Raw genomic sequence first — 26,634 nt, forward strand, 5'->3', positions numbered from 1 at the left:
GCGGACCGGGTCCGACCGCCGCGACCGCGCGGATCGCGTCCGTCAGCTGCTCCCGGCTCGGCAGCAGCGCGACCTCCAGCTCGACCGCGAACGGGATCGGCGCGTCGGCGCGGGTGATCCGTTTCGGCGGCGCGACCAGCAGATCGGCGAACTCCTCCGCCGCCGTCGCGACGACCTCGGCCGCCAGGCCGCACGTGCGGTTGGTGTCGTCGGTCACGACGAGCCGGCCCGTCTTGGCGACCGACGCCCGCAGGCCCTCCCAGTCGAACGGGTGGATCGTGCGCGGGTCGAAGACCTCCACCGAGATCGTGGCCCCGTCCTCCGACGCCGCCAGCGCCTCCGCGACCGCCAGCGCGTCTCTGACGAGGTGGCCGACCGCGACCACCGTCACGTCGTCGCCGCTGCGGTGCACGCGGCCGACGCCGAGCGGGATCGGCTCCGCGTCGTCGGCGACCTCCTCGCGCGAGCCGAGCGCCGCCGCCGGCGCGAAGAAGACGACCGGGTCGTCGTCGCGGATCGCGGCGACGAAGAGGCCGTAGGCGTCCGACGCCGTCGCCGGCACGACCGTCTTCACGCCCGCCTGCGCGAACAGCGCGTACGGGTGGTCGGAATGCTGCGCCGCGAGGCCCATGCGCGCGCCGGAGCCGGGCACGATGTAGGTCACCGGCACCTTCGCCTGCCCGCCCGTCATCAGGCGGAACTTCTGCGCCTGGTTGACGATCGGCTCGAACGCCGTGAACAGCAGCGACGGGATCTGGTACTCGACGACCGGGCGGTGGCCGGCCAGCGCCGCGCCCATCGCGAAGCCCGTGAAGGCCTGCTCGGAGATCGGCGTGTCGATGATCCGCTGCTCGCCCAGCTCCGCCGCGAGCCCTCTCGTGACGCCGCGCAGCGACGCGCGCACGTCCTCGCCGAGCACGAACACCGACGGGTCGCGCAGCATCTCGTCGCGCAGCGCCTTCGCCAGCGCCTGCTGGTATCGCATGCGGGCCATCAGACCGCCACCCCCTCGCGCGGCACGGGGCCGCTCGCGTACACATGGTCGCGCGCCGTCGAGACCTCCGGGCGCGGGCTCTCGCGCGCGAACGCCAGCGCGCTCTCCAACGACGATTCGACCGACGCGTCGATCGCCTCGATCTCGCCGGCCTCCATCCGCGCGCCGAGCACGAGCAGCGGATCGCGCTCCCGCCACCCCGCGATCTCCTCGTCGCTGCGGTAGCCGAGCCCCATCGTCGCCTCGGCCGTGTGGTGACCGACGAAGCGGTAGGTGCGGCATTCCAGGAACGACGGGCCGCCGCCGGCGCGCGCGTGCGAGACCGCCTCGGCCGCGGCCGTCGCGACCGCCTCGACGTCCATCCCGTCGACCGCGACCGACGGCATCCCGTAGGCGGCGGCGCGCTCGACCAGCGAGCCAGCGGTCGCATCCTCCTGCGCAAAGGACACCGCGTAGCCGTTGTTCTCGCAGACGAACAGCACCGGCAGTCTCCAGATCCCGGCCATGTTCATCGTCTCGTGCAGCACGCCCTGGTTGACGGCGCCGTCGCCGAAGAAGCAGACGGCGACGCGATCGCTGCCGGCCTGCACGCCGGCCCAAGCCGCGCCGGCGGCGATCGGCGCACCGGCCGCGACGATGCCGTTGGCGCCGTAGATCCCGAGCGAGACGTCGGCGATGTGCATCGAGCCGCCGCGCGCGCGGTTGAGGCCCGTCGTGCGGCCCAGCAGCTCGGCCATCATCCGCGCCACGTCGGCGCCCTTCGCGATCACGTGACCGTGGCCGCGGTGCGTCGAGGTGATCACGTCGTCGTCGCGCAGCGCGGCGCAGACGCCGGTCGCGACGGCCTCCTGGCCGATGTACTCGTGCGTGACGCCGGCGATCTCGTTGGAGTTGACGAGGATCACGATCTGCTCCTCGAAGCGGCGGATCGTGCGCATCGTGCGGTAGAGGTCGGCGCGGGCCAAGGTCGCCGGCGACGCGCCGCCGTTCGTGGTCGCGGCGCTCATCGCGGCACCGGCACAGGATCGCGGGGTTGGTCGCCGGCGAGCACGCGCAGGGCGTCGTCGAGCGCGCGGCTGCGCACCTCGGCGAGCGCCTGCTCGGAGAACGCCGCCGAGTGGGGTGTGACCACAGCAGACTCCAATCCGATCAGGGGACTGTCTTGGGGGAGCGGCTCGACCTCGAACACGTCGAGGCCGGCGCCGCCGAGATGACCGCCGGCGAGCGCCGCGGCGAGCGCGTCCTCGTCGACGATCTCGCCGCGGCTCGTGTTGACGAGCAACGCGCCGGGCTTCATCGCCGCCAGCTCCGGCGCGCCGATCAGGCGCTGCGTGGAGGGGGTCAGCGGAAGGTGGATCGAGAGCGCGTCGCAGCGCTCCAGCAGGTCGTTCAGGTCGTCGGCGCGCGTGGCGCCCACGCGCGTGAGCGTGACGTCGTCGACGCCGGGATCGTGCACGAGCAGCTCCATCCCGAACGCGTCGGCACGACGGGCGGCAGCGCGCGCGATGCGGCCGAAGCCGAGCAGCCCGAGCGTCGCGCCGCGCAGCCGCCGCATCGCGCCGAGCTGCGCGTACGGCAGCCAGCGCCCGGCGCGCAGCGCGCGGTCCGACGACGGCACGCGCCGGGCGCACGCCAGCAGCAGCGCGAGCGTGTGGTCGGCGACGTCGTCGGTCCCGTAGTCCGGGACGTAGACGACCTCGACGCCGCGCGCGTGCGCCGCCTCGACGTCGACCTTGTCGTAGCCGCTGCCGCAGCGCGCCACCACGCGCAGCTGCGGCAGCTGGTCGAGCAGGTCCGCGTCGACCGTCGCGTGGTAGACGAAGATCGCCGCGGCGGCGCCGCCGCCCGCAGCCACGATCCGCGCGGGATCGTGGCCGTCGAGCGACAGCAGGTCGGCACCGGCCGCTGCCGCCGCCGCGCGCTCGGGCGCGGCGAACGGGAAGCGGTCGGCGTCGGTCAGAAGCAGCAGCGGCCTCATCGTCTCCCTTTCAGGGGCGCACGTGGAAGGCGTCCACGCTCACCGTGTTTGCGGTGCTGTCGTAGTTGCGCGAGCCGAGCACTCTCACCGTGAGGGTGTGCGGGCCGCCGGTCGGGAACGTCGCCTGGTACAGCGCGGCCTGATCGACCGTCGGGCCGCGGTAGCCGTAGCTGTCCACGCGCGCGGCGAGGTTGCCGTCGAGCGAGACGTCGGCTCTGCCGCACGCGGCGCACTGCTTGCCGACCCAGGTGATGCGGCGGCCCGTGAATCTGACCGTCGCGGTGTCGCCCGCGGTCGCGCTGGATCTCACACCGCCGGCCGTCGTCCAGCCGCTGCCGCCGTAGGCGATCGCGGCGTCGGTCTCGTTGAGGACCGTCGGCGCGTTGGTGAGCGCCTGGAAGCCGTCGAGCGTGACCGCGAGGCCCGTCGAGCGGCTGTTTCTGCTGCCCGCCGGCTCGATGCTGATCGTGTGTCTGCCGACCGATCCGAACGTCTTGACGTAGACGGGGATCTGGTAGTTGGTCGTGTCCGGCGCGTAGAGGTCCAGCGTCGTGTCGGTGACGCCGTCGATCTTCACCGTGACTCTGCCGAGCTCCGGCGCGAGCTGGGCGAGGTACGTCACCTGGCTGCCGGTGAACGTCCACGCGGCGGTTGCGCTGGAGGCCGCCGGCGGCGGCGGATCGGTCGAGTAGCGCACGTACGGATCCCACGCGGTCGCGTCGTACTGGTAGTCGCCGTTGCGGTTGACCTCGAAGCGGATCGCGTCACCCGCGGCGACGCTGATCGAGGCGACGTTCGCGTCGACTCCGGTCGTGTCGTCGGCGCCGATCGAGGTCGGGCCCCACAGCGTCGCGCCGTTCTTGGTGATCTTCACGACGACGCCGTCGCCGCCGGTCACAAGCTTCGCGACGTGGCTGGTGACGCTGACCGTCCCGGCTCTCGGCGCAACCCACGTGCGGGCTGTGTCGTTGGAGGCGCCGGGGTGCTCGGCGGCGGGCCAGACGAAGCCGCCCGAGGCGTCGTGCCACTCCTTCATCCCGAGGTATCCGCCGGTCGCGGCGTAGCCCGCGATGTCCTGCCATCTGCCGGAGACGAGGTCCTGGTAGCGCCAGTTGTTCGTCCCCTGCGTGCCGGAGAAGCCCGAGCAGGCGTCGTTGCAGGTGCCGGCCGAGCGCGACAGCGTCTGCCCGGAGGCGTCGGCGACGCCGGTCTGGTGGTCCCAGCCGCCGCTGTAGACGACGGCGCCGTCGTCGTCCTCGGCGGCGACCGTGTCGACGGTGAAGCCGCCGGGGCTGGCGCCGCTGGAGAGGTTGCCGTCGCCGTCGAGCGTCTTCACCACGTACGGCGCGTTCGGCGAGGCGAGCGCTCCGGTGTGGAAGAAGTAGCGGCCCTTGGCGACCGTCGCGATCGTTCTGCCCAGCAGCGAGACCTCGTAGCCGCTGACGAAGTTGTCATCGGCGCCCGCGTCCCACGTCAGCTCGACGCCGGCGTAGTTCATGTTCGTGCGGACCTGCGCCTGCACGTTGGCGGGGTTCGACGGCGCGGTTCTGTCCTGGCCGCCGCCCGGGTGCTTCGGCAGGCCGATCCAGATCAGCTCGCCGGCGGCGATCGACGGCAGTCTGATGCCGTTGGCCATCAGGTCGCTGCCGGTGCGCGATGCACTGCCCGACGACAGCTCGTAGCGGACGTCGTAGGTCGTGCCGGGCGTGAGGCCGCGCGGGTAGACGGTGACGGCGCCGCCGGAGCCGCCGCCCTTGTAGATCACGAGCGACTTGGTCGCGTCCTGGCTGACACGCTGGTACCAGTTTCTGGCGTTGTCACTCGCCTCCGGGTGGTACTGGTGAATCCAGCGACCGACGAGGCCTCTGTCGCGCAGGAAGCGGTACTTCTCCACCAGCTTGCGCATGCAGGCGAGCTTCACCGGGTCGTTCGTGTCACCGGTGAAGTCCGGGTTGAACATCAGCAGCGCGTTCCAGGCGACGGAGCAGTTGCCGGGGTTCCAGGCGTCTGGGATCCCGCTCATCTTGTCGCCGGGGAAGAGGCGCGAGGCGTCGTACTGCGCCGCGAAGCCGTCGAGGTCGGTGATCGAGAAGCCCGACGCCATCCGCATGAACTCATACGAGGTGTCGTGGCCGCCGGAGTCGACGCCCTGGATCGCGGAACCCGTGCGGGTGTCGAGGAAGCGCGCCTGGACGCGGCGGAACGCCTGGTCCTGCGCGAGCTGCTGGGAGCCGGGCGTGTTGGCGACCGGGCAGGCGTCGTTGCGCCACTGGAAGTCGCCCCACGCCGCTGCCTTGCCGATCAGCAGGTCGCCCATCCACGCCTCCGCGCCGGGCTGGGTGAGATCGATCAGACGATCGGCGTACCCGCAGGGCGAGCCGTTGACGAACCAGTCCGGATGGTCTCTGTAGACCTGCGAGTTCGTGTTCGCGTCGTAGGCCATCATGTACGTCAACTGCTTGGCGCCGGACTTGCCGAGGTAGTCGATCGACTGTCTGAAGTCGGGACCGTCCCAGTTGCCGGGCGTGTCCCACCAGCCGTTGTCACGGTGATAGGTGTCGGCGCCGATCGTGGTGAGGTGGGGCGCGAAGCCGAACACCTTCTGCAGCGTCCCGGCCTGATCCCACGATCCGGTCCACTGGCTGCCGGTGTACCAGTAGCTCAGCATGCGGATGCCGTTGAAGTACGGCGCACGCGTGTAGTCCCACATGTATCTGTACTGCCAGTCGAGCAACCGGTTGGTCATGTCGTCGAGGTCGTCGACGTAGACGTGCGTGAACGCTCTCGGCGTAGTGATCGAGGCGCCCGCCGCCAGCGACGCGTCGTAGTTGGGGATCGCGAGCGACAGCGAGCCGGTCCCGCCGGCCTGGTTGCCGGCGTCCATCGCCCAGCGGCCGTAGTAGTCGAAGCCGATCGCGACGCCGTCTCTGTGCGTGCGGTTCCAGACCGAGAACCACGGGATGTAGTTGAAGGAGGTCTCCGCCCAGCCGGTCGTCGGGCAGGCGCTGGAGCCGCCGAAGTCCTGGTAGCGCCACTGCTTGGCCCCCTGCGTCGAGGAGAAGCCGCTCGACGCCGTGTAGGAGGTGCCGCCGCCGCTGTAGGCGACGGTCGGATCCCAGCTGGTCGCGTCGTTGGCCCAGTCGCCGTTGTTGGCGATCTCGAAGCGGATCACGTCGCCGGCGACGACCGAGACGCCGGAGACGTTCGTCGCGATGCCGGTCGTGTCCGTGCCGGCGATCGTTCTGGCGCTCCAGATCGGCACGTCGTTCTTCGTGATCTTCACGACGACGCCGTTGCCGAGCGTGTTCATCTTCGCCGCTCTGCCGGAGATGTCGACGGTGCCGGCTCTCGGCGCCGTCCAGGCGCGCGCGGTCGCGTTGCCGGGTCCGGGGTGCTGCGCTCCGGGCCACACGTAGCCGCCGGAGTCGTGCCACTCTCTCATCGAGAGGTAGCCGCTGGCGTTGTAGGTGGCGATGTCCTGCCACGCCGGCACGCCGCTGGTGTTGGCCGGGCAGTCGAAGCTGTCAAAGCTGTCGAAGGTGCGCGCGTAGGTGCTGGAGAGCGGGTTGGAGCGCAGCTCCCATGAACCGGCGGTCGAGCGCGCGCCGCTCATCCAGCGCAGCGTCGTGTCGGCCGTCTCGTCACCCATCACGTGCTGCTCCAGAAACGACGGGCGCGTCAGTCTGTGCGCGCTGGAGTCGGTGTTTCTGTAATCCGCCCACTCGCGCACGACGGACGTCGAGGGATAGACGATGTAGTGCTTGGTGACGCTGAGGCCGGCGCGAGCGATCGTCACGTCGAGCTGAATCGCCGACTCGCCGCCGACCGTTCTGCTCGCGGCGCTGCCGGAGCCGCACGACCAGCCGGGCGTCGCGCCCGTGATCGTCGTGCCGTCCCAGTCGAAGCGGACCTCCGCGGAGGGCTGCCCGGCGTCGACGTACTCGCGCACCGGGGAGGCGAGCTTGTTCTTGAAGCTGGCGAGCGTGAACGTCCCGCCGCTGAAGGAGAGGACCTTCTCGGTGGCGGCGGTGCCGATCGTCCAACTGCACTGGTTGGCGCCGGCGGTCGCGTAGGCGTCACCGACGGTGACGGCGTGCGCGGCCGCCGACGCGGCGAGCGTCAGGGCGACGGACAGCGGGAGCGCTAACGCGCTCCGCGGGATTCGGGACATGACGGTGGGACCCTCCCTACAGCAACGCGCCGCCGTTCACGCGCAGCACGTGACCGGTGACGAAGGTGGACAGGGGGCACAGCAGGAAGATGCAGGCGCCGGCGATCTCCTCCGGCTGACCGAGGCGGCCGAACAACGTGCGCGAGCCGGCGATCGCCTTCTGCTCGGGCGTGACCGCCAACAGGCCGTCGGTCTCGACCGGGCCGGGGCTGACCGCGTTGACGCGCACCTGCGCCGGCGCGGCCTCGCGCGCGAGCGACTTCGTCAGCCCGATCACGCCGCCCTTCGCGGCGGCGTAGTGGCTGGCGGGGCTGATCGAGCCGTACTCGCCCGCGGTCGAGGCGACGTTGACGACCGCGCCGCAGCCGCGCGCGATCATCCCTGGCAGGACAGCCTGGCAGCCGGCGACGGTGGTCAGCAGGTTGGCGGTGAGCGAGCGCGCCCAGGCGGCGGCGTCCAGCTCGTCGAAGGCGCGCTTCTCGAACGTGCCGGCGCAGTTGACGAGCCCGTCGACCGGACCGAGCGCGGCGGCCGTCTCGTCGTGGAAGGCCGCGAAGGCGGCGGGGTCGGAGGCGTCGATGGCGCGGGCGAGGATCTGCCCGTCCGCCAACTGCCCCGCCAGCGCGTCGAGCGGCTCTTGGCGCAGATCGGTCAGCGCGACGCGCGCGCCGGCGGCCGCCAGCGCGTGCGCGATCGCGCGGCCGATCCCGCCTCCCGCACCGGTCAGGATCACGGTCCGGCCGGCCAGCAGCGGCGTCGTGCCCGCCAGCGTCGCGGTCATCGTCTCGGCGATCATGCGTCCTCCCCCTGCCCGTCGCCGAACATCGACGCGGTCAACTCGAACTGGTCTCTCAACATCGCCACCGCCTCCTCGGGATGCGCGGCGCCGATCGCGGCGATCAGCGGCTCGTGCGACGCGACGATGCGGCGGAAGTGGGTCGCGGGATCGACCGCGGCGAGACGCCTGTTGCCGATCGCGATGACGGTCTGGATCACGGGCGCGACGGCCTTCCACGCCTCGACGAGGAAGCGGCTGCCGCTGCGCTCCACCAGCGCGCGATGCAGCGCGATGTCCAGCTCCACCAGCCGCGGCGTCGTCGCGCCCTCGACCTCGAAGGCGTCGAGCGCGGCGGACAGCGGCGCTATCGGGGCGGAGCGCTCCGCGCCCCAGCGGATCGCGGTGCTCTCCAGCTCGAAGCGGACGCGGAAGAGGTCGCGCAGGTCCTCGGCGCCGAAGCCGACGACGCTCGTGCGGCCGTTGGGCAGCGTGCGCACGAGCCCCTCGCCCTCGAGCACCTGCAGCGCGCTGCGGACCGGGCCGCGGCTGACCGCCAGCTCGTCGGCGACGCGCGCCTCCACCAGCGGCGTGCCCGAGGCGAGCGTGCCGTCGATGATCGCCTCGCGCAGCACCCCGGCGACCCAGCCGGAGTAGATCGAGCGGCCGAGCTTGGTCGTGTGCTGGCCGTTGACGAGCGACGGCCCGACGCTGTCCAGCCGCGACGCGAGCGGGCTCATGCGGTCACCGCCGTCGTCGTCGCCTCGATCACGCGCGCCTCGCTGCCCTCGCCGCGTCTGAACTCGTCGACGATCGAGCCGTCGGCGAGCACGAGGCAGCGGTCGCAGAGGCCGACCAGCTCGGCGATCTCGGAGGAGACCACCAGCAGCGTCACGCCTCTGTCGGCGAGGTCGAGGATCAGGCGGTAGATCTCCTGCCGCGTCTCGACGTCGACGCCCTTGGTCGGCTCGTCCAGCAGCATGATCTTCGGCGCGTTCATCAGCACGCGCGCGAGCAGGATCTTCTGCTGGTTGCCGCCGCTCAGGTGCGCGACGTCGGAGCTGGCCGACGGCGCCTTGATCTGCAGCGACCTCATGAAGCCGAGCGCCGCCTTCTGCTCGCCGCGGCGGTCGACCCAGCCGCCGCGCGCAAGGCCGCCGAGGTTGCCGGCGGTGATGTTCTCGCGCAGCGCGAAGTTGAACAGCAGCCCGCTGCCCTTGCGGTCCTCGGTCAGCATCGCGATGCCGGCACGGCGCGCGTCGGCGGGCGTGCGCAGCTTCAGCGGCCTGCCCTCGACGGCGATCGTGCCGCTGTGCGGCAGCGCGCCGTAGATCGCCGACAGCAGCTCGGTGCGCCCTGCGCCGACGACGCCGGCGATCCCGACGATCTCGCCTCTGCGGGCGACGAAGTCGACGTCGCGCAGGACGTCGCGCGGGCGCGTGGGGTGCGGCACGCCGACGCCCTCCAGGCGCAGCACCTCCTCGTCACCGTGAACGCTGCTGCGGGTCGGATAGAGGTGGTCGACCTCGCGGCCGACCATCGCGGCGACGATCCCGCGTTCGCTGAATTCACTGCGCTCCAGCTCCGCGACCTTGCGCCCGTCGCGCAATACCGTCGCGCGATCGCACATGCGCATCACCTCGGGGATGCGGTGCGTGATGAAGACCATCGTCGTGCCGGCCTCGCGCAGGCGGTCCAGCACGGTGAAGAGGCGGTCGGTCTCGGTGCCGGCGAGCGACGCGGTCGGCTCGTCGAGGATCAGCACGCGCGGGTCGGTCGTCAGCGCGCGGGCGATCATCACCAGCTGGCGCTGCGTCGCGCTCAGCGCGGCGACGGGCGCGCGCGGGTCGAGCGGGATCTCCAGCCGGCTCAACAATTCACCCGCGCGGCGGCGCAGCTCGCGGAAGGAGACGCGCGGCGCGGTGTCGAGGCCGGTCTGGCCGACGTAGAGGTTCTCGGCGACGCTCAACTGCTCGACGACCTGGATCTCCTGCGGCACGTAGGCGACGCCCTGCTCGCGCGCGGCGGCGGGCGAGGAGAACTCCACGACGGCGCCGTCGAGCTGGAGCGCTCCCGTGTAGCTGCCGGCCGGGTGCACGCCGGTGAGGATCTTCACGAGCGTCGACTTGCCGGCGCCGTTGTGGCCGATCAGCGCGTGCACCTCGCCCGGGTGCAGGCGGAAGTCGACGTCGCTGAGGGCGGGCACACCGGCGAAGCGCTTGCCGAGCCGTTCAGTTTCGAGCACGTAGGTCATGTGATTCACAGGGGTCGGCGGACGGAGGGCGCCGGAGTGCGCCGTGCTGCGGCGCGCGAGCGCCCTCCGCGGATGCCGGTCGGTGGGTCCCTAGAGGCCCTTCGTGGCCGCGTCGGCCTCGTCGAGCAGCCCTTCGAATCTCGCGACCTGATCTCTCGTGATGATCGTGGCCGGGAGCGGGTTCTCGTACGAGACGGTCTTGCCCTCGGCCAGCTCGCCGAGCAGGTCCGCGGTCTTCGCGCCCTCCTCGAACAGCGGCTGGCCGACGACGGCGAAGACCTTGCCGTCTCTGACGAGATCGAGGTTCTGGCGGACGTAGTCCATCCCGATGATCGTCAGTCTCTTGCCGGCCTGGTCGGCCGCGCCGGCCCAGGTGACGGGGCCGCCGCCGGTCGTCGAGAAGGCCGCGACCGTGTCGGGGTTGGCCTGCAGGATCGAGACCGCCTTCGCCTTCGCGGCGGGCACGTCGAAGCCCTCCTCCTGCGGATCGAGCACCTTCACGTCCGGGCAGTCGGACTTCATCTGGTCGGTGAACGTTCTCGCGACGAGGTTCTCGACCGTGTTGAACGATCCCTCGGTGACAGCGACGGTGCCTCTGCAGCCGATCTCTCTGCCGATCGCCGTCGCGGACTCTCTCGCGTAATCGGTCGGGGTCGTGCCGGTGACGGCCTTCAGGCCGGGCGCCTCACCCTCTCTGACGGGGATGTGCCAGGAGACGATCGGGTAGTCCTTGCCCCATCTCGCGATGAAGGGGTACGTCGACGGGTCGTAGGCGTAGACGCCGATCGCTCTGATCCCGCCCTTGCTGAGGACGGCGTCGGCCAGCGGCGCGGTCGAGGGCATGTCGAGCTGCTCAGAGCCGACGATCTCGCACTCGTACCCGAGTCTCTTGCACTCGCTCAGGAAGCCGCCCTGCATGATGCGGTGGACGGGGTTGTTGCGCAGCGGCTGAACCCACAGCAGCTTGCCCTTGTCACCGCCGCCGCTGTCGGCCGCGGTCGTCTCGGTGCCGCTTTCGCTGCTGGCGGCCTGCGTGGTAGCGCCGTCACTGCTGCTGTCGTCGTCGCTGCTGCTCGATCCGCACGCGGCGAACGTCAGCGCGACGAGCGCGAGGGCGGCGAGCATGAGCAGGCGCAGGGGGCGCCGCCCGCTCGGGGTGAACGTGTCCATCTCTCTCCTCTCCAGGGGATTGCTACGAAGTGCCGCCGGCGAGCGAGACGCGCCGCCGTGCGATGTCGACGCCGACGGCCAGGACCATGATCAGTCCGACCGCGACCGTCTGCCAGTTGGGGTTGACGCCCACGACGACGAGGCCGCTCTGCACGACCTGCAACAGCAACATGCCAACGATTCCGGCGGCGACCGTGCCGACGCCGCCGAACAGGCTGACCCCGCCGATCACCACGCCGGCGATCACGGTCAGCTCCCAGCCGGTGCCGATCGCCGGGGTGCCGCTGGCGCCGTCGGCGAGCACGAGCATGCCGGCGACCGCCGACAGCGCGCCGACGACCATGAAGCAGGCGATCTTCACGCGCCCGGTGGAGATGCCCACCAGCCGCGCGACCTCCGCGTTGCCGCCGGTCGCGTACAGGTTGCGGCCGGTGGTGGTGCGCCGCAGGACCACGTCCGCGATCACCGCCAGCACGACCAGCAGCACGAACGACCAGCCCAGCCCGAAGAGCACGTCGGCGCTGCCGATCTCGCCGATCGCTCTCGGCAGGGGATAGATCGGGTAGCCGTTGGTGATGACGTAGATGAAGCCTCTGGCGGCGTACAGCATCCCGAGCGTCGCGATGAACGCGGGGATCCCGACGCCGACGACGAGGATGCCGTTGACGAAGCCGACGAGCGCGCCGGTCGCCAGCCCGCCGAGGATCCCGAGCGGGACCGGCAGATTGCCCTTCGTCATCAGCCAGGCGCTGACGATCGCCGACAGACCGGCGACGGAGCCGACCGAGAGGTCGAACTCGCCGGCGACGAGCAGCAGCGTCTGGCCGATCGCGATGATCCCGACGAACGAGACCGCCGTCAGCATCGAGCGCACGTTGGTGCCCGACAGGAAGGCCGGCTCGAGCAGCCAGAAGACCAGCACGAGTCCGGCGAGCGCGGCGATCACACCGGCCTCGCTGACCGCGAGCGCTCGGCGCAGCCGATTGGGGGCGGCGGGCGGGGCGGCGACCGCCTCGGCACCGGCCTCGGCCTCCGCCGCGACGGCTGCGGGCACGGAGGCGCCCAGCCGGTCGCGCTGCAACAGGTTCACGTCGTCTCTCTCCTCGGGTTTCGGACGAGGTGCTCGCCGTGTGCGACCGCGGCGCGCTCTCGTCCGACTCTCTACCGCTTCCGTCCTCTCCGGTCAGTTCCGGAAAACGAAAACGGTAAACAATTTACGAAGACCGTATACCGAGGACGGCGAGCCTGTCAAGGGCGATTTTCGGACCAGGCCGACGAGCCGGCCGCGACCCGCCCCGCCCCAGCCGCCCGCTCCCGCGATACCGGTGGAGGACCGAAGGATTACTACCGCTCTACGGCAGCAGTCCTTCGGTGGTGGAAATCGGACGGGGCCGTCCGGCGCCCTCATACCAACCGCGCGAGCAGGCCCGCGTCAGCGACGACCGTCGTGCCGTTGACGACGGCGGCAGCGGGGGTCGTCAGCCACGCGATCACGTCGGCGATCTCCTGCGGCGCCGCGATCCGGCCGATCGCCGTCCCGCGACCGGCGACGTCCGAGTCGTCGAAGCCGGCCTCCGCGGCGGACAGGCCGCGCCGCTCCAGCTCGCGGCGTGTCAGCGGCGTGTCGACGGAGCCGGGCGCCACGCAGACCGCGCGGATCCCGTCGGGCGCGAGGTCGAGCGCCATCTGCCGGGTGAGCGCGACGAGCGCACCCTTCGAGGCGGCGTAGGCCGCGTTGTCGGTCATCGTCGCGTAGGCGTGGACCGAGGCGGTGTTGACGATCGTCCCGCCGCCCGCGGCCCGCAGCAGCGGGATCGCATGACGGGCGAGCCGAAAGACCGAGCCGAGGTTGACCGCCAGCAGGCGCTCGAGGTCGGCGTCGGAGACGTGCTCGACGGAATCGGGCGCGACCGCGATCCCGGCGACGTTGACGAGCGCGCGCAACTCCCCGAGCGCGGTCGCGGCGGCGACCGCCGCTTCGCAGTCGGCGCTTGACGCGACGTCGACCGCCCGCGCCAGCGCCCGTCCGCCGGCCTCTTCGATCTCGCCAGCGGTCCGCTCCGCGCCCGGACCGTCGACGTCAGCGACGAGCACCGCATCGCCCTGTGCCGCAAGCGCGAGCGCCGCCGCCCGGCCGATCCCCGACGCGGCGCCGGTCACGATGCTCGCTCGCTGCGCGCTCATGCGCTCGCCCGCGCGCTGCTCGTCACGCCGCTTCCACATCGGTCCATCGTCTGCTCCCCTCGCGCGGCGAGCGCGCGCGTCGATCTTCGTATTCGTTTTCTGTTGACAAAGTCTCCGCGACCGTAGAGGCTACGCGCCGGCCGCGTCAAGCAGCGCGGACGCCGGTCGCCGATGACCTCCCCTGCCGACATCACGCTCGAATCCGCCGCCGTGCGCGTGCGCTGCACGCCGGCGCAGGGCTTCTCGATCGCCTCGCTGGTCGATCGCGCGAGCGGTGCGGAGGCGCTCTGGCAGCGCCCGAACCACGACCCTGCGCCATGCACCCGCGTGCTCGGACCGGCCGGCGTCGCGTCGGAAGCGGGATTCCTCGACGTCTTCGCCGGCGGCTGGTTCGAGATGTTCCCCGAGGTCGGGTACACGCAGCCCGGGGATCCGACGTCGCTGCTGCACGGCGAGGTCGTGCGGCTGCCGTGGGAGGTCCTCGACGCGGGGGCGCAGCATGTCGAGGCGCGCGTCGCGTGCGTGCGCCGACCGCTGACGCTGGTGCGGCGGCTCACGCTCGACGGCGCGACGCTGCGCGTCTGCGAGCGGATCGAGAACACCGGTGCCGAACCCGCTCCCTACACGTGGGGCCACCACCCCTGCTTCGCGCGCGCGACGTTCGCGGGCGGCCGGATCGAACTGAGCGCCGCCTCCGCGGAGGTCCCGGACCCATGGTTCGACCCCGCACACGCGACCCTCGCCCCCGGCCTGTTCCAATGGCCGCACGCGCGGGCGCGCAAGAGCAGCGACAGCTCAGCGGACGCGAGCAGCGGCGCCCCGGCGGGCGCGGCCGGCGACGCTCCTCCCTCCGCCACCGTCGGCCTCGCCGCCACGATCGACCTCGCCGCGGTCCCCGTCACCCCCGACGGCCGCCACGACCACGCCTGCCTCACGCGCGCGAGCAACACGCTGCGGATCACCGCTCCGGGCGCGGGCGAACACGGCCGCGCACTGCGGATCGAGGTCGACCGCGAGCGCTTCCCGCACCTGCTGCTGTGGCAGAACCTGCGTGCCGGCGGCGGCTACCCGTTCTGGGGCGGCGCCGACACGTTCGCGCTCGAGTTCTCGACGATCCCAGGCCGTTCCACCCCCGACGCCCTCGCCGCCGGCGCAGTCTCGACCCTGCAGCCGGGCGAGACCGTCGAGACCGCCTTCGCGGTCGGCTGGGAAGCGATCTGAACCGCCCCGGAACGACGACGGGGCCGGTGCGAAAATGCACACCAGCCCCGCTCTGTCAGGCTTCGCTGCCCCTTACGGGGTGTCGAAGTTCGCCGGCGTGATGCTCGGCTTGTTACCGGGCACCGACGGGTCGCCCTCGTAGGGGGTGTACAGCCACTGGGTGAGGAACTCGTCCCAGCGCGTCGCGCGGGTCGGGTCGGTCGCCTTGACGAGCGCGACGAACTCCTCCGTGGTGACGTTGCCGTAGGCGTGGCTGGTCAGCCACTTTCTCATCATCGCCCTGAAGCCATCCTCGCCGAGCGACGGCGTGGCGAGGAAGATCTCGCGGATCGCCGTCATCGTCGTCGCGCCGCGGTCGTACATCGCGTCCGTGTCGAAGATGTCCGCCGCGGTCGGTGGGTTGGCCGGCGCGATGCTCCAGAACGTCGTGTCCGGCCCGTCGAACGGGTCGTCGTAGATCTCGGAGAAGCGATCCGCCATCGTGTCTCTGCTGCCGTTCGCGTAGACGTCCCACAGCCATGACGAGAACTCGGTGATGCCCTCGTTGAGCCAGATGTCCTTCCATTGCGCGAGCGTCACGAAGTCGCCGAACCACTGGTGGGCGTTTTCGTGCGCGACGGTCGTGATGCCGGGCGCTCTGCCGGTCGCCGTCGACGCGGTCGCGTAGGTCGGCTTCGTCTGCGTCTCGAGCGCGTAGCCGACGCTGAGGCGCGGGACGATGCCGCCGGCCGCTCCGAACGGATACGGCACGCCGTAGTAGCCGGCGTAGTAGTCGAGGATCGAAGGCACTCGCTGCTGGTCGGCGATCATTCTCGCTCTGTTGGTCGTGAAGCCGCCATCGACGTACACGTACAGAGGGCGATCGGGGTTGGAGAAGTCCGATCCCGTCGTGTCGAATCTGGCGATCGAGATCGTCGCGAGGTACGACGCCATCGGCTCCGCCGAGCTCCATTCGTAGGTGGAGGTGCCGTCGTCGTGTGCGATGGTCGCGTCGAGCACGCCGTTGGAGACGGCCTGGAAGCCGGCCGGCGGCGTCACGGAGATGTCGTAGGTCGCCTTGTCCGTCGGCACGTTGTTGTTCGGGAACCAGCCCTGCGCGCCGATCGGCTCGCCGAGCGCGGTGGCGCCCACGGTAGCGCTGGCGATCCAGCCCTCGGAGGAGCCGTCAGGATCGATCACCGGCGACGTCGGGCCGCCGTAGACGACCTTCACGGTGAAGGTCGTGCCCGTTCTGATGCCGCTGCTCGGGGTGACGATCAGCTTCGAGTCGACGTAGTCGAATGCGAACGTCGCGGGTCTGCCGTCGACCGTCACCTCGTTGACCGCCTTCGACTGGAAGTCGAAGCTGAAGTCCTTCAGGTTCTGCGTCGCGATCGCGGTGATCGTCGCAGTGCCGAGCATGACTCTCGTGATCGGGTTGGGGTAGCTGATGTCGAGGTCGTAGTGCTCGGCGTCGTAGCCGCCGTTGCCGATCGTCGGGAAGAGCGAGTCGTTCAGCGTGCGCGCGCCCGACGTGTAGACCGTCGGGTCGACCGGAGGCGCGGGCGGCGCGGGCGGAGCCGGCGGCTTCGGCGGGACAGGCTTCGGCTTGGGTCCCTCGATGAAGACACGTCTGCCGGCGCGTTCGCAGATCACGCGCGGAGCGCCGCGATGCGTGCGCACGCAGACGCGCGCGCGAAAGCCTCCGGGAACGGCGCGCTTCAGCACGGGAGCCGTCACCGACGCGGAGAACGAGCGCGACGAATGCGCCTTGACCGTGGCGAGTCTCACACCACCGAGCGAGAACACCTTGACCGGATTGACGTTGCCGCGCAGCGTCAGCTCGAGCTGCGCCGGACTGGCGGCGCCGCCTCTGTTGGCGACCTTGCCGCGGATCGTGAAGCGCTGTCTGCCTTTGAGCGAAGTCGCCGAGGCGCTGATCGACGTGACGGTCAGCTTGGGCGTCGAGCGCTTCGCCTGCGGTCTCGCCGCGATCGCGCTCGCGGGCGCGAGTCCGGCGGCGAGGAGACAAACGGTCGCTGCCGCAGCGCGCCGCGCCCGGACCTTCCGGGATCCATCGTTCATGCGGGGCCTTTCTTGCGCATCGCGCCGCCGCGAGCCTGTCCCCCAGCTGGACGCGATCGGCGAACGATGCCATTCCCCAAGCCCGCGCGTCCAGCGATCTCGTCCACAATTGCCGCCCGCACCCTTACCAAGCGGCCAAAGACACGCCGTCGTTTGCAGCGCCCAGAACAACAGAATTCCCGCATGCGCGGTGCTTTCGGAGGCGCTTTGTCATTGTGGGCTAGGTGGTCCAGTAGGCGACGCTGTACTTGCACTCGCTGCCCGTCCAGGCCTGCCACACCACGACCGTCGTCGTAGCGTCGCCCTGTGAGACGGTGAATGTCGTGCGACGGGTCGTGCTGGTCGTTGGGCTGATGATGCCCCCGTAGGGCAGCGTGCTGTAGGAGACACCGTCGTCGGAGTCGTCCTGCCAGACATCCATTGCCGCCGCGGGGTCAACGTTCTGGAACTGGAGAATCGAGTGCGGATCGGCGGTCGGGACGCAGGTCAGGTTGGCCTGTCCACCGGGAACGTTGAAGGAAGCGCCGTATCTCGTGGTTGCCGATCTCAGGCGCATCTGTCCGCCGCCTTGGACGAACGCGGCAGGGGTGAGGCCTCGGAACTCGCTGGCGTTTGGTGCTGTCGCGCCGGTCGCGAAGCTGGACGTGTCGATCGAGCCGGGCGCGATCGATGGGTTGGGGTAGGTGCCGGTGAGCGCGCCACCCGCGGCGACACCGTTGATCGTGGCGTCTGTTCCGGGAGGGCCTTGCACGCCTTCGTCGCCTTGCAGGCCTTGCTCGCCTCTGTCGCCTTGCTCGCCTCTCTCGCCCTGCGGTCCTTGCGGGCCGGGCTCGCCCTGCCGGCCGGCGTCGCCTCTTGCGCCGGGCGCGCCGTCGGCGCCCGCCGGGCCGGCCGGTCCCGCCGGCCCGATCGGTCCGGCGGGTCCGGCGGGACCCGGGGTGGTCGAGGGCGCGCCGGCAGGTCCCTGCGCGCCTCGCGCCCCTCTCGGACCTGTCGCGCCGCGCGGCCCTGCCGGACCCGGCTGCCCCTTCTCGTTCCACGCGATCAGCCGCTGCCCGCTCGGACATCTCCCACCAGGCCCCGCGAGGTTCAACGTCCCGTACGCCTCCGTCACGCATGCCTGCACCACCGCTCGCTGCGAGCCCGCTCTGACCGCCGCGGTCGCAGCGACCGACGTCCCACCAAGCGCCACGAACAGCGCCAGATACCCGATCACGTGCGTTCGCACGTGCTGCACCACACGACCAACCATCAAAGACCCCTTCGACCGCAAATGCCCGAAAGGGTCGGTATCGGCGACGCGCCACGACACCCTGAGCCAGCGGGTCAGCAACAAGACCTCTCCTCGCGGGCGCCTTCGGCCACCCGCGGTCGACGCCCTGGGCTTACTCCGAGGCATCTCGTCGTTTCTCGACCATTGCGGCGCGCCGACATCGATGGCGCACCTCACCCCGGTCTCTCGTCCGACCGATACAGAGCGTGTCGGAACGGGCGGGGGTGCAACGCCGCACGATGCCGATCTTCTGCAACACGAGCGCCCCGGCACCGCCGGGGCGTTCGTGCGTTCTGGGCTACCGGCAGCCGGCCCGATCCACGGCTCGATGATGCCGGCGACAGCCTCGCGCCGTGATCCTGCCGGCGCGCCCGACGGCCCTTGACCAACACAACGTCCAAGAAGACCGTCATGCAGGAGCCCCGAACCCCTGAATCCACCGCCGCTGCGAGAAGCCGACGCCCGGATTCGAACCGGGGACCCCTTCATTACGAGTGAAGTGCTCTACCAGCTGAGCTACGTCGGCGAACCCCCCGGGCGACGCGGGGCCGCCGGGACGGACATCCTAGCCGACCAGGAGTTGCGACGAAGCCTCGCGCGCGGGCGACAGCGATGTTACAGTTGGACTCGTGGTGTCACTTCGTCGCACCAGCGTGCGGGAGACGCACGGGTCCAGCTCGCTCAACGCGGGTCGGCGGGCCGCTGAGCTGGAGACGCTCGCGGGCGGCGCGGTCGTCGACCTGCTCGTCGTCGGGGGCGGCGTCACGGGCGCGTGGACGGCGCTCGACGCCGCCGCGCGCGGGCTCGACGTGGCGCTGATCGAGCGCGGCGACCTCGCCAGCGGGACCAGCGGCTGGAGCAGCAAGCTCGCACACGGCGGGCTGCGCTACCTCGCCCACCTCGAGTTCGGGATCGCGTGGGAGTCCGCCTCGGAGCGCGCGACGCTGATGGACGTCAACGCTCCCCATCTGATCCGCGCGCTGCCGTTCATCATCCCGCTCGGCGACCAGGTTTCGCGCGCGGCCGGCGCGAAGCTGGAGACCGGCATCCGCATCGGCGACCGCATGCGCGCCGCCGCCGGCACGAACCGCCGCCGGCTGCCGCCGATGCGCCGCATCTCGACCGAGGAGGCGCGGCGCCTGGCGCCCGGCCTGACCGACCGCGGCATGCGCGGCGCGCTGCTGCACTGGGACGGTCAGATCGAGGACGACGCGCGTCTCGTGCTCGCGATCGCTCGCACCGCCGCCGCCCACGGCGCGCGCATCCTCACCTACACAAGCGCGCAGGAGCTGACGCGCGACGGCGCCGTCGTCGTCGACGAGCGCAGCGGCGAACACCATCAGCTGCGCGCCCGCAACGTCGTCAACGCGACCGGCGTGTGGGCCGGCGGGCTCACCGGCGGCGTCGAGCTGCGGCCGAGCAAGGGCTCGCACCTGCTCGTGCGCGCCGGGCTGCTGGGCGACCCGCGCGCCGGCGTCAGCGCGCCGATCCCCGACAGCGGCGGCTCGCGCTTCGTCTTCGCGGTCCCTCGCGGCGACGGCCTCGTGATGATCGGGATCACCGACGAGCCGTACGACGGGGGCGAGATCCCCGACGTGCCGGAGGTCTCCGACGCCGAGCAGGCGTTCCTGCTGGAGAACGTGAGCCGCGTGCTGCAGCGTCCGCTCACGCCCGCCGACGTGGTCGGCCGCTACGCCGGCCTGCGCCCGCTGCTGTCGAGCGCCGACGACGAGGCGACCGCCGACCTGTCTCGTCGCCACGCCGTGCTGGAGCACGACCGCATCGTGACGGTCGTCGGCGGCAAGCTGACGACCGCGCGACGGATGGCGCAGGACGCGGTCGACGCGGTCGTCGCCCGCCCCGATGTGGACGCACGTCCATGCACCACCCGCAGGCTGCCGCTCGTCGGCGCCGTCGCGCCCGCCGACGCGCCCACCGCCGGCGAGCTGCCGCCTCCGCTGGTGCGCCGCTACGGCGCCGAGGCGAGCCGCGTCGCCGCGCTCGCGCACAGCGACCCAGAGCTGCTCGCCCCGATCGCGCCGGACGTGCCCGTCTCGCGCGCGGAGCTGCGCTTCGCCGTCGAGCACGAGCTGGCGCTGACGGCCGCGGACCTGCTCGACCGCCGCACCCGCCTCGGCTTCGTGGCGAGCCGGCGCGACGCCGCGCTCGCCGCCGCCGAGCAGGCGCTGGTCTGAGCCACAGCCTCCCGTTTGGCCGCGTCTGGAGCGGGCAGGCACCTCAAGGGACCGGAGCAAACCCCCGGAGGAGAGCCCTATGTCCAGACCCGTACCGTTCGTCGTACGGATCGCGCTGGCCGCCGCTCTCGCGGCCCTGCTGGCGCTCGTCCTGCTGCTGATGCCGCGCGGCACCTCGCCGCCCGCGATCGCGCAGGACCCAAGCACCGACGTCGAGGCGAAGATCGACGGCTGGCTGTCGAGAATGACGCTCGAACAGAAGCTCGGGCAGCTGCAGCAGCTCGACGCCGACTTCCCGACGGGAAGACTGAGAGACGACCAGCTGCAGCTCGTGCGCGAGGGACGGCTCGGCTCGACGCTGAACGGCCGCGGCGCCGTCCCCACCAACGCGGCGCAGAGAGTGGCGCTCGAGGAGTCGTCGCTGAGAATCCCGCTGCTGTTCGGCTTCGACGTGATCCACGGCTACCGCACCGTCTTCCCGGTCCCGCTCGGCGAGGCCAGCAGCTGGGATCCCGCCGCCGCCGAGAGCTCGGCCGCGATCGCCGCGCAGGAGGCGCGCGCGGCCGGCGTGCACTGGACCTTCGCGCCGATGGTCGACATCGCGCGCGACCCGCGCTGGGGCCGCGTCGTCGAAGGCGCCGGCGAGGACGTCTACCTCGGCTCCGTCTTCTCCGCCGCGCGCGTGCGCGGCTTCCAGGGCGACGACTACTCCAGACCCGACCGCGTCGCCGCGACCGCGAAGCACTGGGTCGGCTACGGCGCCGCCGAGGCCGGCCGCGACTACAACACGACCGACATCTCCGAGCGCCGCCTGCGCGAGACGTACTTCCCGCCGTTCAGAGCGGCCGTCGACGCCGGCGTCGCCTCGTTCATGACGTCGTTCAACGATCTCAACGGCACGCCCGCGACCGCGAACCCGTTCGTGTTGAGAGACGTGCTGCGCGACGAGTGGGGCTTCGACGGCGCCGTCGTGTCCGACTACACCGCGTTCAGAGAGCTGATCAACCACGGCATAGCGGCCGACGACGCCGACGCCGCGCAGCTGGCGGTCAACGCCGGCACCGACATCGAGATGGTCAGCAGAACGCTCGCCGAGAACGGCGCCAGACTGGTCGCCGACGGACGGCTTTCGGAGGCGACGATCGACGACGCCGTGCGCCACGTGCTGCGGCTGAAGTACCGCCTCGGGCTGTTCGACAGACCGTACGTCGACGCCTCCAGAGAAGCCGCTGTATTGAGCGACCCGGAGCATCGGCGGGAAGCGCGAAGGATCGCCGGGCGCTCGATGGTGCTGCTGAAGAACGACGGCGGCGCGCTGCCGCTGTCGCGCAAGCTGAACAAGCTCGCGGTCGTCGGCCCGCTGGCCGATTCGAAGCTCGACATGATGGGCACCTGGATCGGCGACGGCAAGGAGGACGACGTCGTCACCGTCCGCGAGGGCTTCGAGCAGGTGCTCGGCAGACGCGGCGTGCGCTACGCACAGGGCTGCGACGCCGTCTGCAGAAGCAGCGGCGGCTTCGGCAACGCGGTCGCCGCCGTGCGCTCCTCGCAGGCCGCGGTCGTCGTGCTCGGCGAGCCGTGGGACTGGAGCGGCGAGGCCTCCTCGCGCAGCCAACTGGACCTGCCGGGCAGACAGCTGCAGTTGTTGAGAGCGATCGCCGCGACCGGCAAGCCGTACGTCGTCGTGCTGATGAACGGCCGTCCGCTGACGCTCGACTGGGCGGCCAGACACGCGCCCGCGATCCTCGAAGCCTGGTACCCCGGCACCGAGGCCGGCAACGCCGTCGCGGACGTGCTGCTGGGCAGAGTCAACCCGGGCGGCAAGCTGCCGATGTCGTTCCCGCGCAACGTCGGCCAGATCCCGCTGCACTACGACGAGAAGCCGACGGGCCGTCCGTTCGATCCGGCCAACAAGTACACGTCGAAGTACCTCGACGTCGACAACACGCCGCAGTACCCGTTCGGCTTCGGCCTCTCGTACACGAGATTCGCGTTGAGCGGACTCACGGTGACGCCGAATTCGATCGCGCCCGACGGCGAGGTCACCGTGACGGCGACGGTGCGCAACACTGGTCGCGTCGCCGGTGACGAGGTCGTGCAGCTGTACGTGCGCGACAGAGTCGCGAGTGTCACCCGTCCGGTCAGATCGCTGCGCGGCTTCGAGCGCGTGCCGCTGGCGGCCGGCCAGTCCAGACAGGTGACGTTCAGACTCGACCACGACGACCTGTCGCTGATCGACAACAGCGGCAGAGAAGTCGTCGAGCCCGGCGCCTTCACCGTCTGGGTCTCGACCAGCTCCGTCGGCGGGCTGCAGGGGAGCTTCACCGTGACGGGATGAGTCAGCTGAGCCGCTGAGGGGCACGCCGCAGGCAGGAAGGAACGGTCGGCCGGGGAAAGCTCTGAGACATGCCCCGACTGACCCTCCTTCCCCTGCGGCGCGGGCGCCGCGCGGCGAGCCTGCTCGCCGCCGCGGCGACCACCGCCGCCTGCCTCACCGCGGTCGCCGCCCCGAGCGCCACCGCCGCGACGCCGCGCTGCACCACCGCCAAGCTGCTGGGCGAGTTCAAGAAGCCCTCTGCCGGCGCCGGCAGCCGCTTCGTCAACCTCGTGCTGACCAACCACACGCGCAAGAGCTGCAGCGTGTTCAACTACCCGGGCGCGCAGCTGCTCGGCAAGACGAACGCCGAGCTGCCGACGCAGATCGTGCGCGACAGAAGCCGCACGCCCAAGACGGTCGTGCTGAAGCCGGGCGAGAGCGCGGAGTCGGCCTGGCGCTGGGGCGCGATCGCCGGCAGAGGCGAGCCGACCAAGGGCCCCTGCGAGATCACGCCCGCGCGAATCGAGATCACCCCGCCCAACGACTTCCAGCACCTCGTGCTGCCCTGGCGGATGGGCCCCGTCTGCGAGCGCGGCACGATCACCGTGCGCCCGATGATCAAGCCGTAGCGAGCGTCGGTCGGACCGGCGCCCGCCGCCGGCGGCCTTGTGGCCTGCGGCGGCCGCCGCGTCACGGAGCGAGCGGTCGCGGCGGGTGCGTCCGCCGCGACCGCTCGCGCATGCTCAGCTGCGCTTGACGGCGGCGTGCCCCTTCGCCGCCGCGGCGCGCTTCTTCGCCGCGAGCGCGCGCTTCCGCTTCGCGGCCGCGGCGCGCTTGCGCTTCGCCGTCGCCACAGCCGCACGCTTCTGCTTCGCCGCGGCAGCCTTCTTCTTCGCCGCCGCCGTCTTGCGCGCTCTCGCGCTCGGAGCCGATCTGCCGGCCGGGCCGCGGGCGCCGCGCTGGCCTTCCACGCCTTGCGGGCCCACCGGACCAGCCGGACCGACGGGTCCGCGCGCGCCGTCGAGGCCGTCGTAGCCGTCGTAGCCGGTCAAGCCGGGGAGCCCGGGCAGGCCAGGGGCGCCGGGTGCGCCTGCGTCGCCGGTGGCGCCGGTCGCACCGGTCGCGCCTCTGGCGCCTCTCGCGCCTCTCTCGCCGTCGGCGCCCGCCGGCCCCTCCTCACCCGGCTCGCCCGGCTCACCGATCGGGGCGCCGGTGCTGGTGCCGGCCAGCCCGACCCGGTGCTCGCCGGCCGTCGTGTTCGCGTGCAGCACGAGCTGCGCGGTGCTGGTCGCCAGCGCCGCCGACGGCGCGAAGCGGATCGACACGGTGCAACTCGCGGCCGGCGCGACGTCCGCGCGCGTGCAGGTCTGCGTCGTGACGATGAAGTCGTCCGCCTGCGCGCCCTCGACCCACAGGTCGTCGACGTCGAGCGGCTGATCGCCGTGGTTGGTGACCGTGACGGTCCGCGCCGGGCCGATCGTCTGCGCGGTCTGGTTCGCGAACTGCGGCTTGGGCGCGAACAGGAACGGCGCGCCCGGAACCACCGGAGAGGCCGGCAGCGCCAGTCTGCCGGCGAATCTGAGGCCGATCGGGCCCGGGACGCCGAGCAGCATGCCGGCCTGGGTGCAGAAGTCGCCGCCGGTGATCGTGGCTCTGGGGTCGCCGGCGGCGATCGCCATCGAGCCGGTCAGCAGGTCGCGCGGCGCGCCCGTCACCGGGATCGGATCCAGCGCGCTGCCGAGCACGACGCCGTCGGTCGTGTAGCGGTAGTCGGGCAGCAGGATCTCGCACGTCGCGACCGTCGGGGTCGTGAATCTGAGCACGATGTGGAAGTCGCCCGTCAGCGTCACCTCGCCGGTCGTCTCGTCGAGTCTGCCGACCATGTCCTCGGTCGCGCCGATCGTGACGTTGGCGCCGATGTCGGCGACCGGGATCGTCGGCAGCGCGAAGCCCGAGCCCGGGAAGTCGAGGTTGCCGGCGGCGTCGATCGTGCCGCTCCACGGCACGCCCGGCAGCGCCGAGGCGAGGTCGTCGTCTCTCAACTGCAGCGCGAAGCCGGAGAGCGAGAACTGCACGGGGCCGGGCGTGAAGGCGGCCAGCGCGCCGGGCGCCGTCGCAAGCAGCAGCGCGCATGTCGCCGCGAGCAGGCCGATGAGTCGTCGCATGGAGAAGGTCCTGTCGTGGGAGGGGGTGCGCGCGGGCATCAGATCGCCCGTCCGCGCTTGACGCCTGCGCGCTGCTTGTGCGCGACGGCCTGGGTGATCACGACGGCGCGCGTCGCGATCCGCACGTTGCCGGCGGCGTCCTTCGCCTGCACCGACAGGCGCGCGCGCAACTGCGGGGCGGCGCCGCGACGGCGCAGCCTCGCGAGCGCGCTCTCGACCCGCTTCGCCTCCTTCGCCGACAGCTTCAGCCGCAGCTGGCGTCTGCCGGGCTGCGCCGACGCCGTCGCCCGCGCGAGCGTCACGTCGACGGGGCGGTCCTCCGAGCCGCGCTGGCCCGGTCTCGTCGCCAGCTGGGACGTCCGCAGGATGGCGGTCAGCGTCGCCGCCTCGTCGACCTGCGCGGTCACGAGCAGGCCGACGCTGCGCAGGCTCGCGAGCGTGACGCGGGAACGTGCCGCCGCCAGTCTCAGGCCGGGCGCGTCGACGTCCTCGACGGTCACGACGCCGGGGCGCGGGTTCGGCACGCGCGGAGGCCGCGGGGCGCGCGGCGCGGGCTCGGCCGGCGGCTGCGGCGCCGCCGGCTGCTGGCCGGCGGGATGCTCGCCGCCCGGCTCCTCGCCACCGGGCTCCTCCTCGCCCTGATCCTGATCGGGATCCTCGGGCACTTCGCGGGCGGGCCGGAACGGGCCAGTCACCTCGTAGACGACGCCGTCGCCGCCTTGGCCGCGCTGCGAGGAGAAGTACATCCGTTCGCCGTCGGGGGAGAAGATCACGCCCGCGAACTCGGAGCCCTCATGGATGCCGGAGACCGACGAGGCGCGTACGACCGGAGAGATCACGCGCTCGGGCGTCACCATCACGATGTCGAACTCGTCGTCGCCGTTGTCCTCGCAGACGAACACGTCGCCCGAGCGCGCGACGGTGAGGTTGTCCGGCCCGTGCAGGAAGTCGCCGTTGCCGCTGGTCGCCGGGTCATAGAGCTTCTCGAGCGTTCTTCTGACCGTGTCGTACGCCCACAGCGTGTGGTCGCCCTTGGTCGTGAAGTAGACGAAGCCCTCGTCGAACCAGATCCCCTCGCCGCCGTCGAACTTCGTCGCGGTCGCGACCTGTCTGCGCGTGCTGACAGTCACGCCGAGCGGATCCGGGACCTCGCGCCAGCTGACACGGTTTGTGCCGCTGCTGAGCACCGCGACCTCCAGCAGGCCGCTGGTGAGGTCCGGGTAGGTGGTGGGCGTGAAGCGGTAGAAGCAGCCCTCGCCCTCGTCCTCGGTCATATAGAGGCGTCTCTGGACGGGGTCGACCGCGACCGCCTCATGACTGAACGTGCCCATCGCGGGGCGCACGACGGCGTCTCTGAGGCCGAGCGGATCGCACTCCCACACCTGGCCGCCGCCGAACTCCTCGCATGTCAGCCACGTACCCCACGGCGTGCGGCCGCCGGCGCAGTTGGACGAGGTGCCCTCGCAGATCCGGTAGGCGGCGCTGACGTTGCCCTGTCTGTCGAAGTGCAGCGCCGATGCGCCGCCCGGCACGCTCTCGGAGTTGGACACGAGCACCCAACTGCCGTCGGCCTGGGCGAACGTCGCCTGGCCGTCAGACGCCGGATGCCAGGTGTAGGAGGTGTTGGGGACCGGCGCTCTGCCGCGCGCCAGCTCGCGCGATCTGAAGCCCTGCGGCAGCATCAGCCCGTTGGCGTCGGGCGCCTGCAGCGGGCCGTAGGGGCCGTCGCCGACGGTCGCGGGGGCAGCGAGCGCGCCGCGCCAGAAGGACGGGCCGAGCGCGAGCACGCCGGCAGCGGCGACGCCGCCGGCCAGGAAGTCTCGTCGACGAATAGCAGTCATAGACCGCTATCAAACGTGGCGCGACCTAGTGC

At 71.6% G+C, this 26,634-nt stretch carries 17 protein-coding genes, 1 tRNA gene and 1 pseudogene; 4 read left to right on the forward strand and 15 right to left on the reverse strand.

Going from position 1 to position 26,634, the window contains the following annotated elements:
• Positions 1-10: 10 nt before the first annotated feature.
• The 10 genes and pseudogenes from Q7L65_RS06000 to Q7L65_RS06045 all read right to left on the reverse strand — a co-directional run.
• A pseudogene (locus Q7L65_RS06000) lies at positions 11-994 on the reverse strand (alpha-ketoacid dehydrogenase subunit beta); the annotation flags it as partial.
• Entirely contained in the window at positions 994-2,001 is a 1,008-nt protein-coding gene (locus tag Q7L65_RS06005) for a thiamine pyrophosphate-dependent dehydrogenase E1 component subunit alpha (RefSeq protein WP_304719408.1), read from the reverse strand. The gene Q7L65_RS06005 and the pseudogene Q7L65_RS06000, both read right to left, overlap by 1 nt.
• Positions 1,998-2,972: a C-terminal binding protein gene (locus tag Q7L65_RS06010; RefSeq protein WP_304719410.1), complete on the reverse strand. Its 975-nt coding sequence runs from the start codon at positions 2,970-2,972 to the stop codon at positions 1,998-2,000. The genes Q7L65_RS06005 and Q7L65_RS06010 overlap by 4 nt, the downstream gene beginning before the upstream one ends.
• A 10-nt stretch (positions 2,973-2,982) precedes the next feature.
• Complete coding sequence (locus Q7L65_RS06015; protein WP_304719412.1) at positions 2,983-7,143, reverse strand: hypothetical protein; 4,161 nt, start codon at positions 7,141-7,143, stop codon at positions 2,983-2,985.
• A 16-nt stretch (positions 7,144-7,159) separates the two neighbouring features.
• Positions 7,160-7,939 carry an SDR family NAD(P)-dependent oxidoreductase gene (locus Q7L65_RS06020; protein ID WP_304719414.1) on the reverse strand — a complete coding sequence of 260 codons (780 nt, stop codon included), beginning with the start codon at positions 7,937-7,939 and terminating at the stop codon, positions 7,160-7,162.
• Positions 7,936-8,658, reverse strand: coding sequence for a GntR family transcriptional regulator (locus Q7L65_RS06025; RefSeq protein ID WP_304719416.1), 723 nt, complete (start codon positions 8,656-8,658; stop codon positions 7,936-7,938). Before Q7L65_RS06025 ends, Q7L65_RS06020 begins: the two co-directional genes overlap by 4 nt.
• Positions 8,655-10,172: a sugar ABC transporter ATP-binding protein gene (locus tag Q7L65_RS06030; RefSeq protein WP_304719418.1), complete on the reverse strand. Its 1,518-nt coding sequence runs from the start codon at positions 10,170-10,172 to the stop codon at positions 8,655-8,657. The genes Q7L65_RS06025 and Q7L65_RS06030 overlap by 4 nt, the downstream gene beginning before the upstream one ends.
• Before the next feature lie 90 nt (positions 10,173-10,262).
• Positions 10,263-11,342 (reverse strand): substrate-binding domain-containing protein, encoded by a 1,080-nt coding sequence (locus tag Q7L65_RS06035; RefSeq protein ID WP_304719420.1) that lies wholly within the window; start codon positions 11,340-11,342, stop codon positions 10,263-10,265.
• 22 nt (positions 11,343-11,364) lie between these two features.
• Entirely contained in the window at positions 11,365-12,432 is a 1,068-nt protein-coding gene (locus tag Q7L65_RS06040) for an ABC transporter permease (protein ID WP_304719421.1), read from the reverse strand.
• Between the two features lie 314 nt (positions 12,433-12,746).
• Entirely contained in the window at positions 12,747-13,565 is an 819-nt protein-coding gene (locus tag Q7L65_RS06045; RefSeq protein ID WP_304719423.1) for an SDR family NAD(P)-dependent oxidoreductase, read from the reverse strand.
• A 132-nt stretch (positions 13,566-13,697) separates the two neighbouring features.
• On the opposite strand from Q7L65_RS06045, the gene Q7L65_RS06050 reads away from it, so the two are divergent.
• Positions 13,698-14,747, forward strand: a complete 1,050-nt coding sequence (locus tag Q7L65_RS06050) for a hypothetical protein (RefSeq protein WP_304719425.1) — start codon at positions 13,698-13,700, stop codon at positions 14,745-14,747.
• 72 nt (positions 14,748-14,819) lie between these two features.
• On the opposite strand, the gene Q7L65_RS06055 is transcribed toward Q7L65_RS06050, so the two are convergent.
• From Q7L65_RS06055 to Q7L65_RS06065, 3 genes are all read right to left on the reverse strand, one after another.
• Positions 14,820-16,811 (reverse strand): M1 family metallopeptidase, encoded by a 1,992-nt coding sequence (locus tag Q7L65_RS06055; protein ID WP_304719427.1) that lies wholly within the window; start codon positions 16,809-16,811, stop codon positions 14,820-14,822.
• A gap of 220 nt (positions 16,812-17,031) precedes the next feature.
• Entirely contained in the window at positions 17,032-18,048 is a 1,017-nt protein-coding gene (locus Q7L65_RS06060; protein WP_304719429.1) for a hypothetical protein, read from the reverse strand.
• 489 nt (positions 18,049-18,537) lie between these two features.
• A tRNA-Thr gene (locus Q7L65_RS06065) sits at positions 18,538-18,610 on the reverse strand.
• 106 nt (positions 18,611-18,716) lie between these two features.
• Between Q7L65_RS06065 and Q7L65_RS06070 the strand changes: the two genes are divergently transcribed.
• The 3 genes from Q7L65_RS06070 to Q7L65_RS06080 all read left to right on the forward strand — a co-directional run bounded on the left by Q7L65_RS06070 (position 18,717) and on the right by Q7L65_RS06080 (position 23,225).
• Positions 18,717-20,279 carry a glycerol-3-phosphate dehydrogenase/oxidase gene (locus Q7L65_RS06070; protein ID WP_304719431.1) on the forward strand — a complete coding sequence of 521 codons (1,563 nt, stop codon included), beginning with the start codon at positions 18,717-18,719 and terminating at the stop codon, positions 20,277-20,279.
• 79 nt (positions 20,280-20,358) lie between these two features.
• The gene (locus Q7L65_RS06075) at positions 20,359-22,617 is read left to right on the forward strand and encodes a glycoside hydrolase family 3 N-terminal domain-containing protein (protein ID WP_304719435.1); all 2,259 of its coding nucleotides are present in this window, start codon (positions 20,359-20,361) and stop codon (positions 22,615-22,617) included.
• A gap of 68 nt (positions 22,618-22,685) precedes the next feature.
• Positions 22,686-23,225 (forward strand): DUF4232 domain-containing protein, encoded by a 540-nt coding sequence (locus tag Q7L65_RS06080; protein WP_304719437.1) that lies wholly within the window; start codon positions 22,686-22,688, stop codon positions 23,223-23,225.
• A 114-nt stretch (positions 23,226-23,339) separates the two neighbouring features.
• On the opposite strand, the gene Q7L65_RS06085 is transcribed toward Q7L65_RS06080, so the two are convergent.
• Together Q7L65_RS06085 and Q7L65_RS06090 are read right to left on the reverse strand one after the other, a co-directional pair.
• Positions 23,340-24,761 carry a choice-of-anchor D domain-containing protein gene (locus Q7L65_RS06085; protein WP_304719439.1) on the reverse strand — a complete coding sequence of 474 codons (1,422 nt, stop codon included), beginning with the start codon at positions 24,759-24,761 and terminating at the stop codon, positions 23,340-23,342.
• 38 nt (positions 24,762-24,799) lie between these two features.
• Complete coding sequence (locus Q7L65_RS06090) at positions 24,800-26,602, reverse strand: alkaline phosphatase PhoX (RefSeq protein ID WP_304719441.1); 1,803 nt, start codon at positions 26,600-26,602, stop codon at positions 24,800-24,802.
• Positions 26,603-26,634 lie beyond the last annotated feature (32 nt).

Source organism: Conexibacter sp. CPCC 206217 (assembly GCF_030646165.1).
Lineage (GTDB): Bacteria > Actinomycetota > Thermoleophilia > Solirubrobacterales > Solirubrobacteraceae > Conexibacter.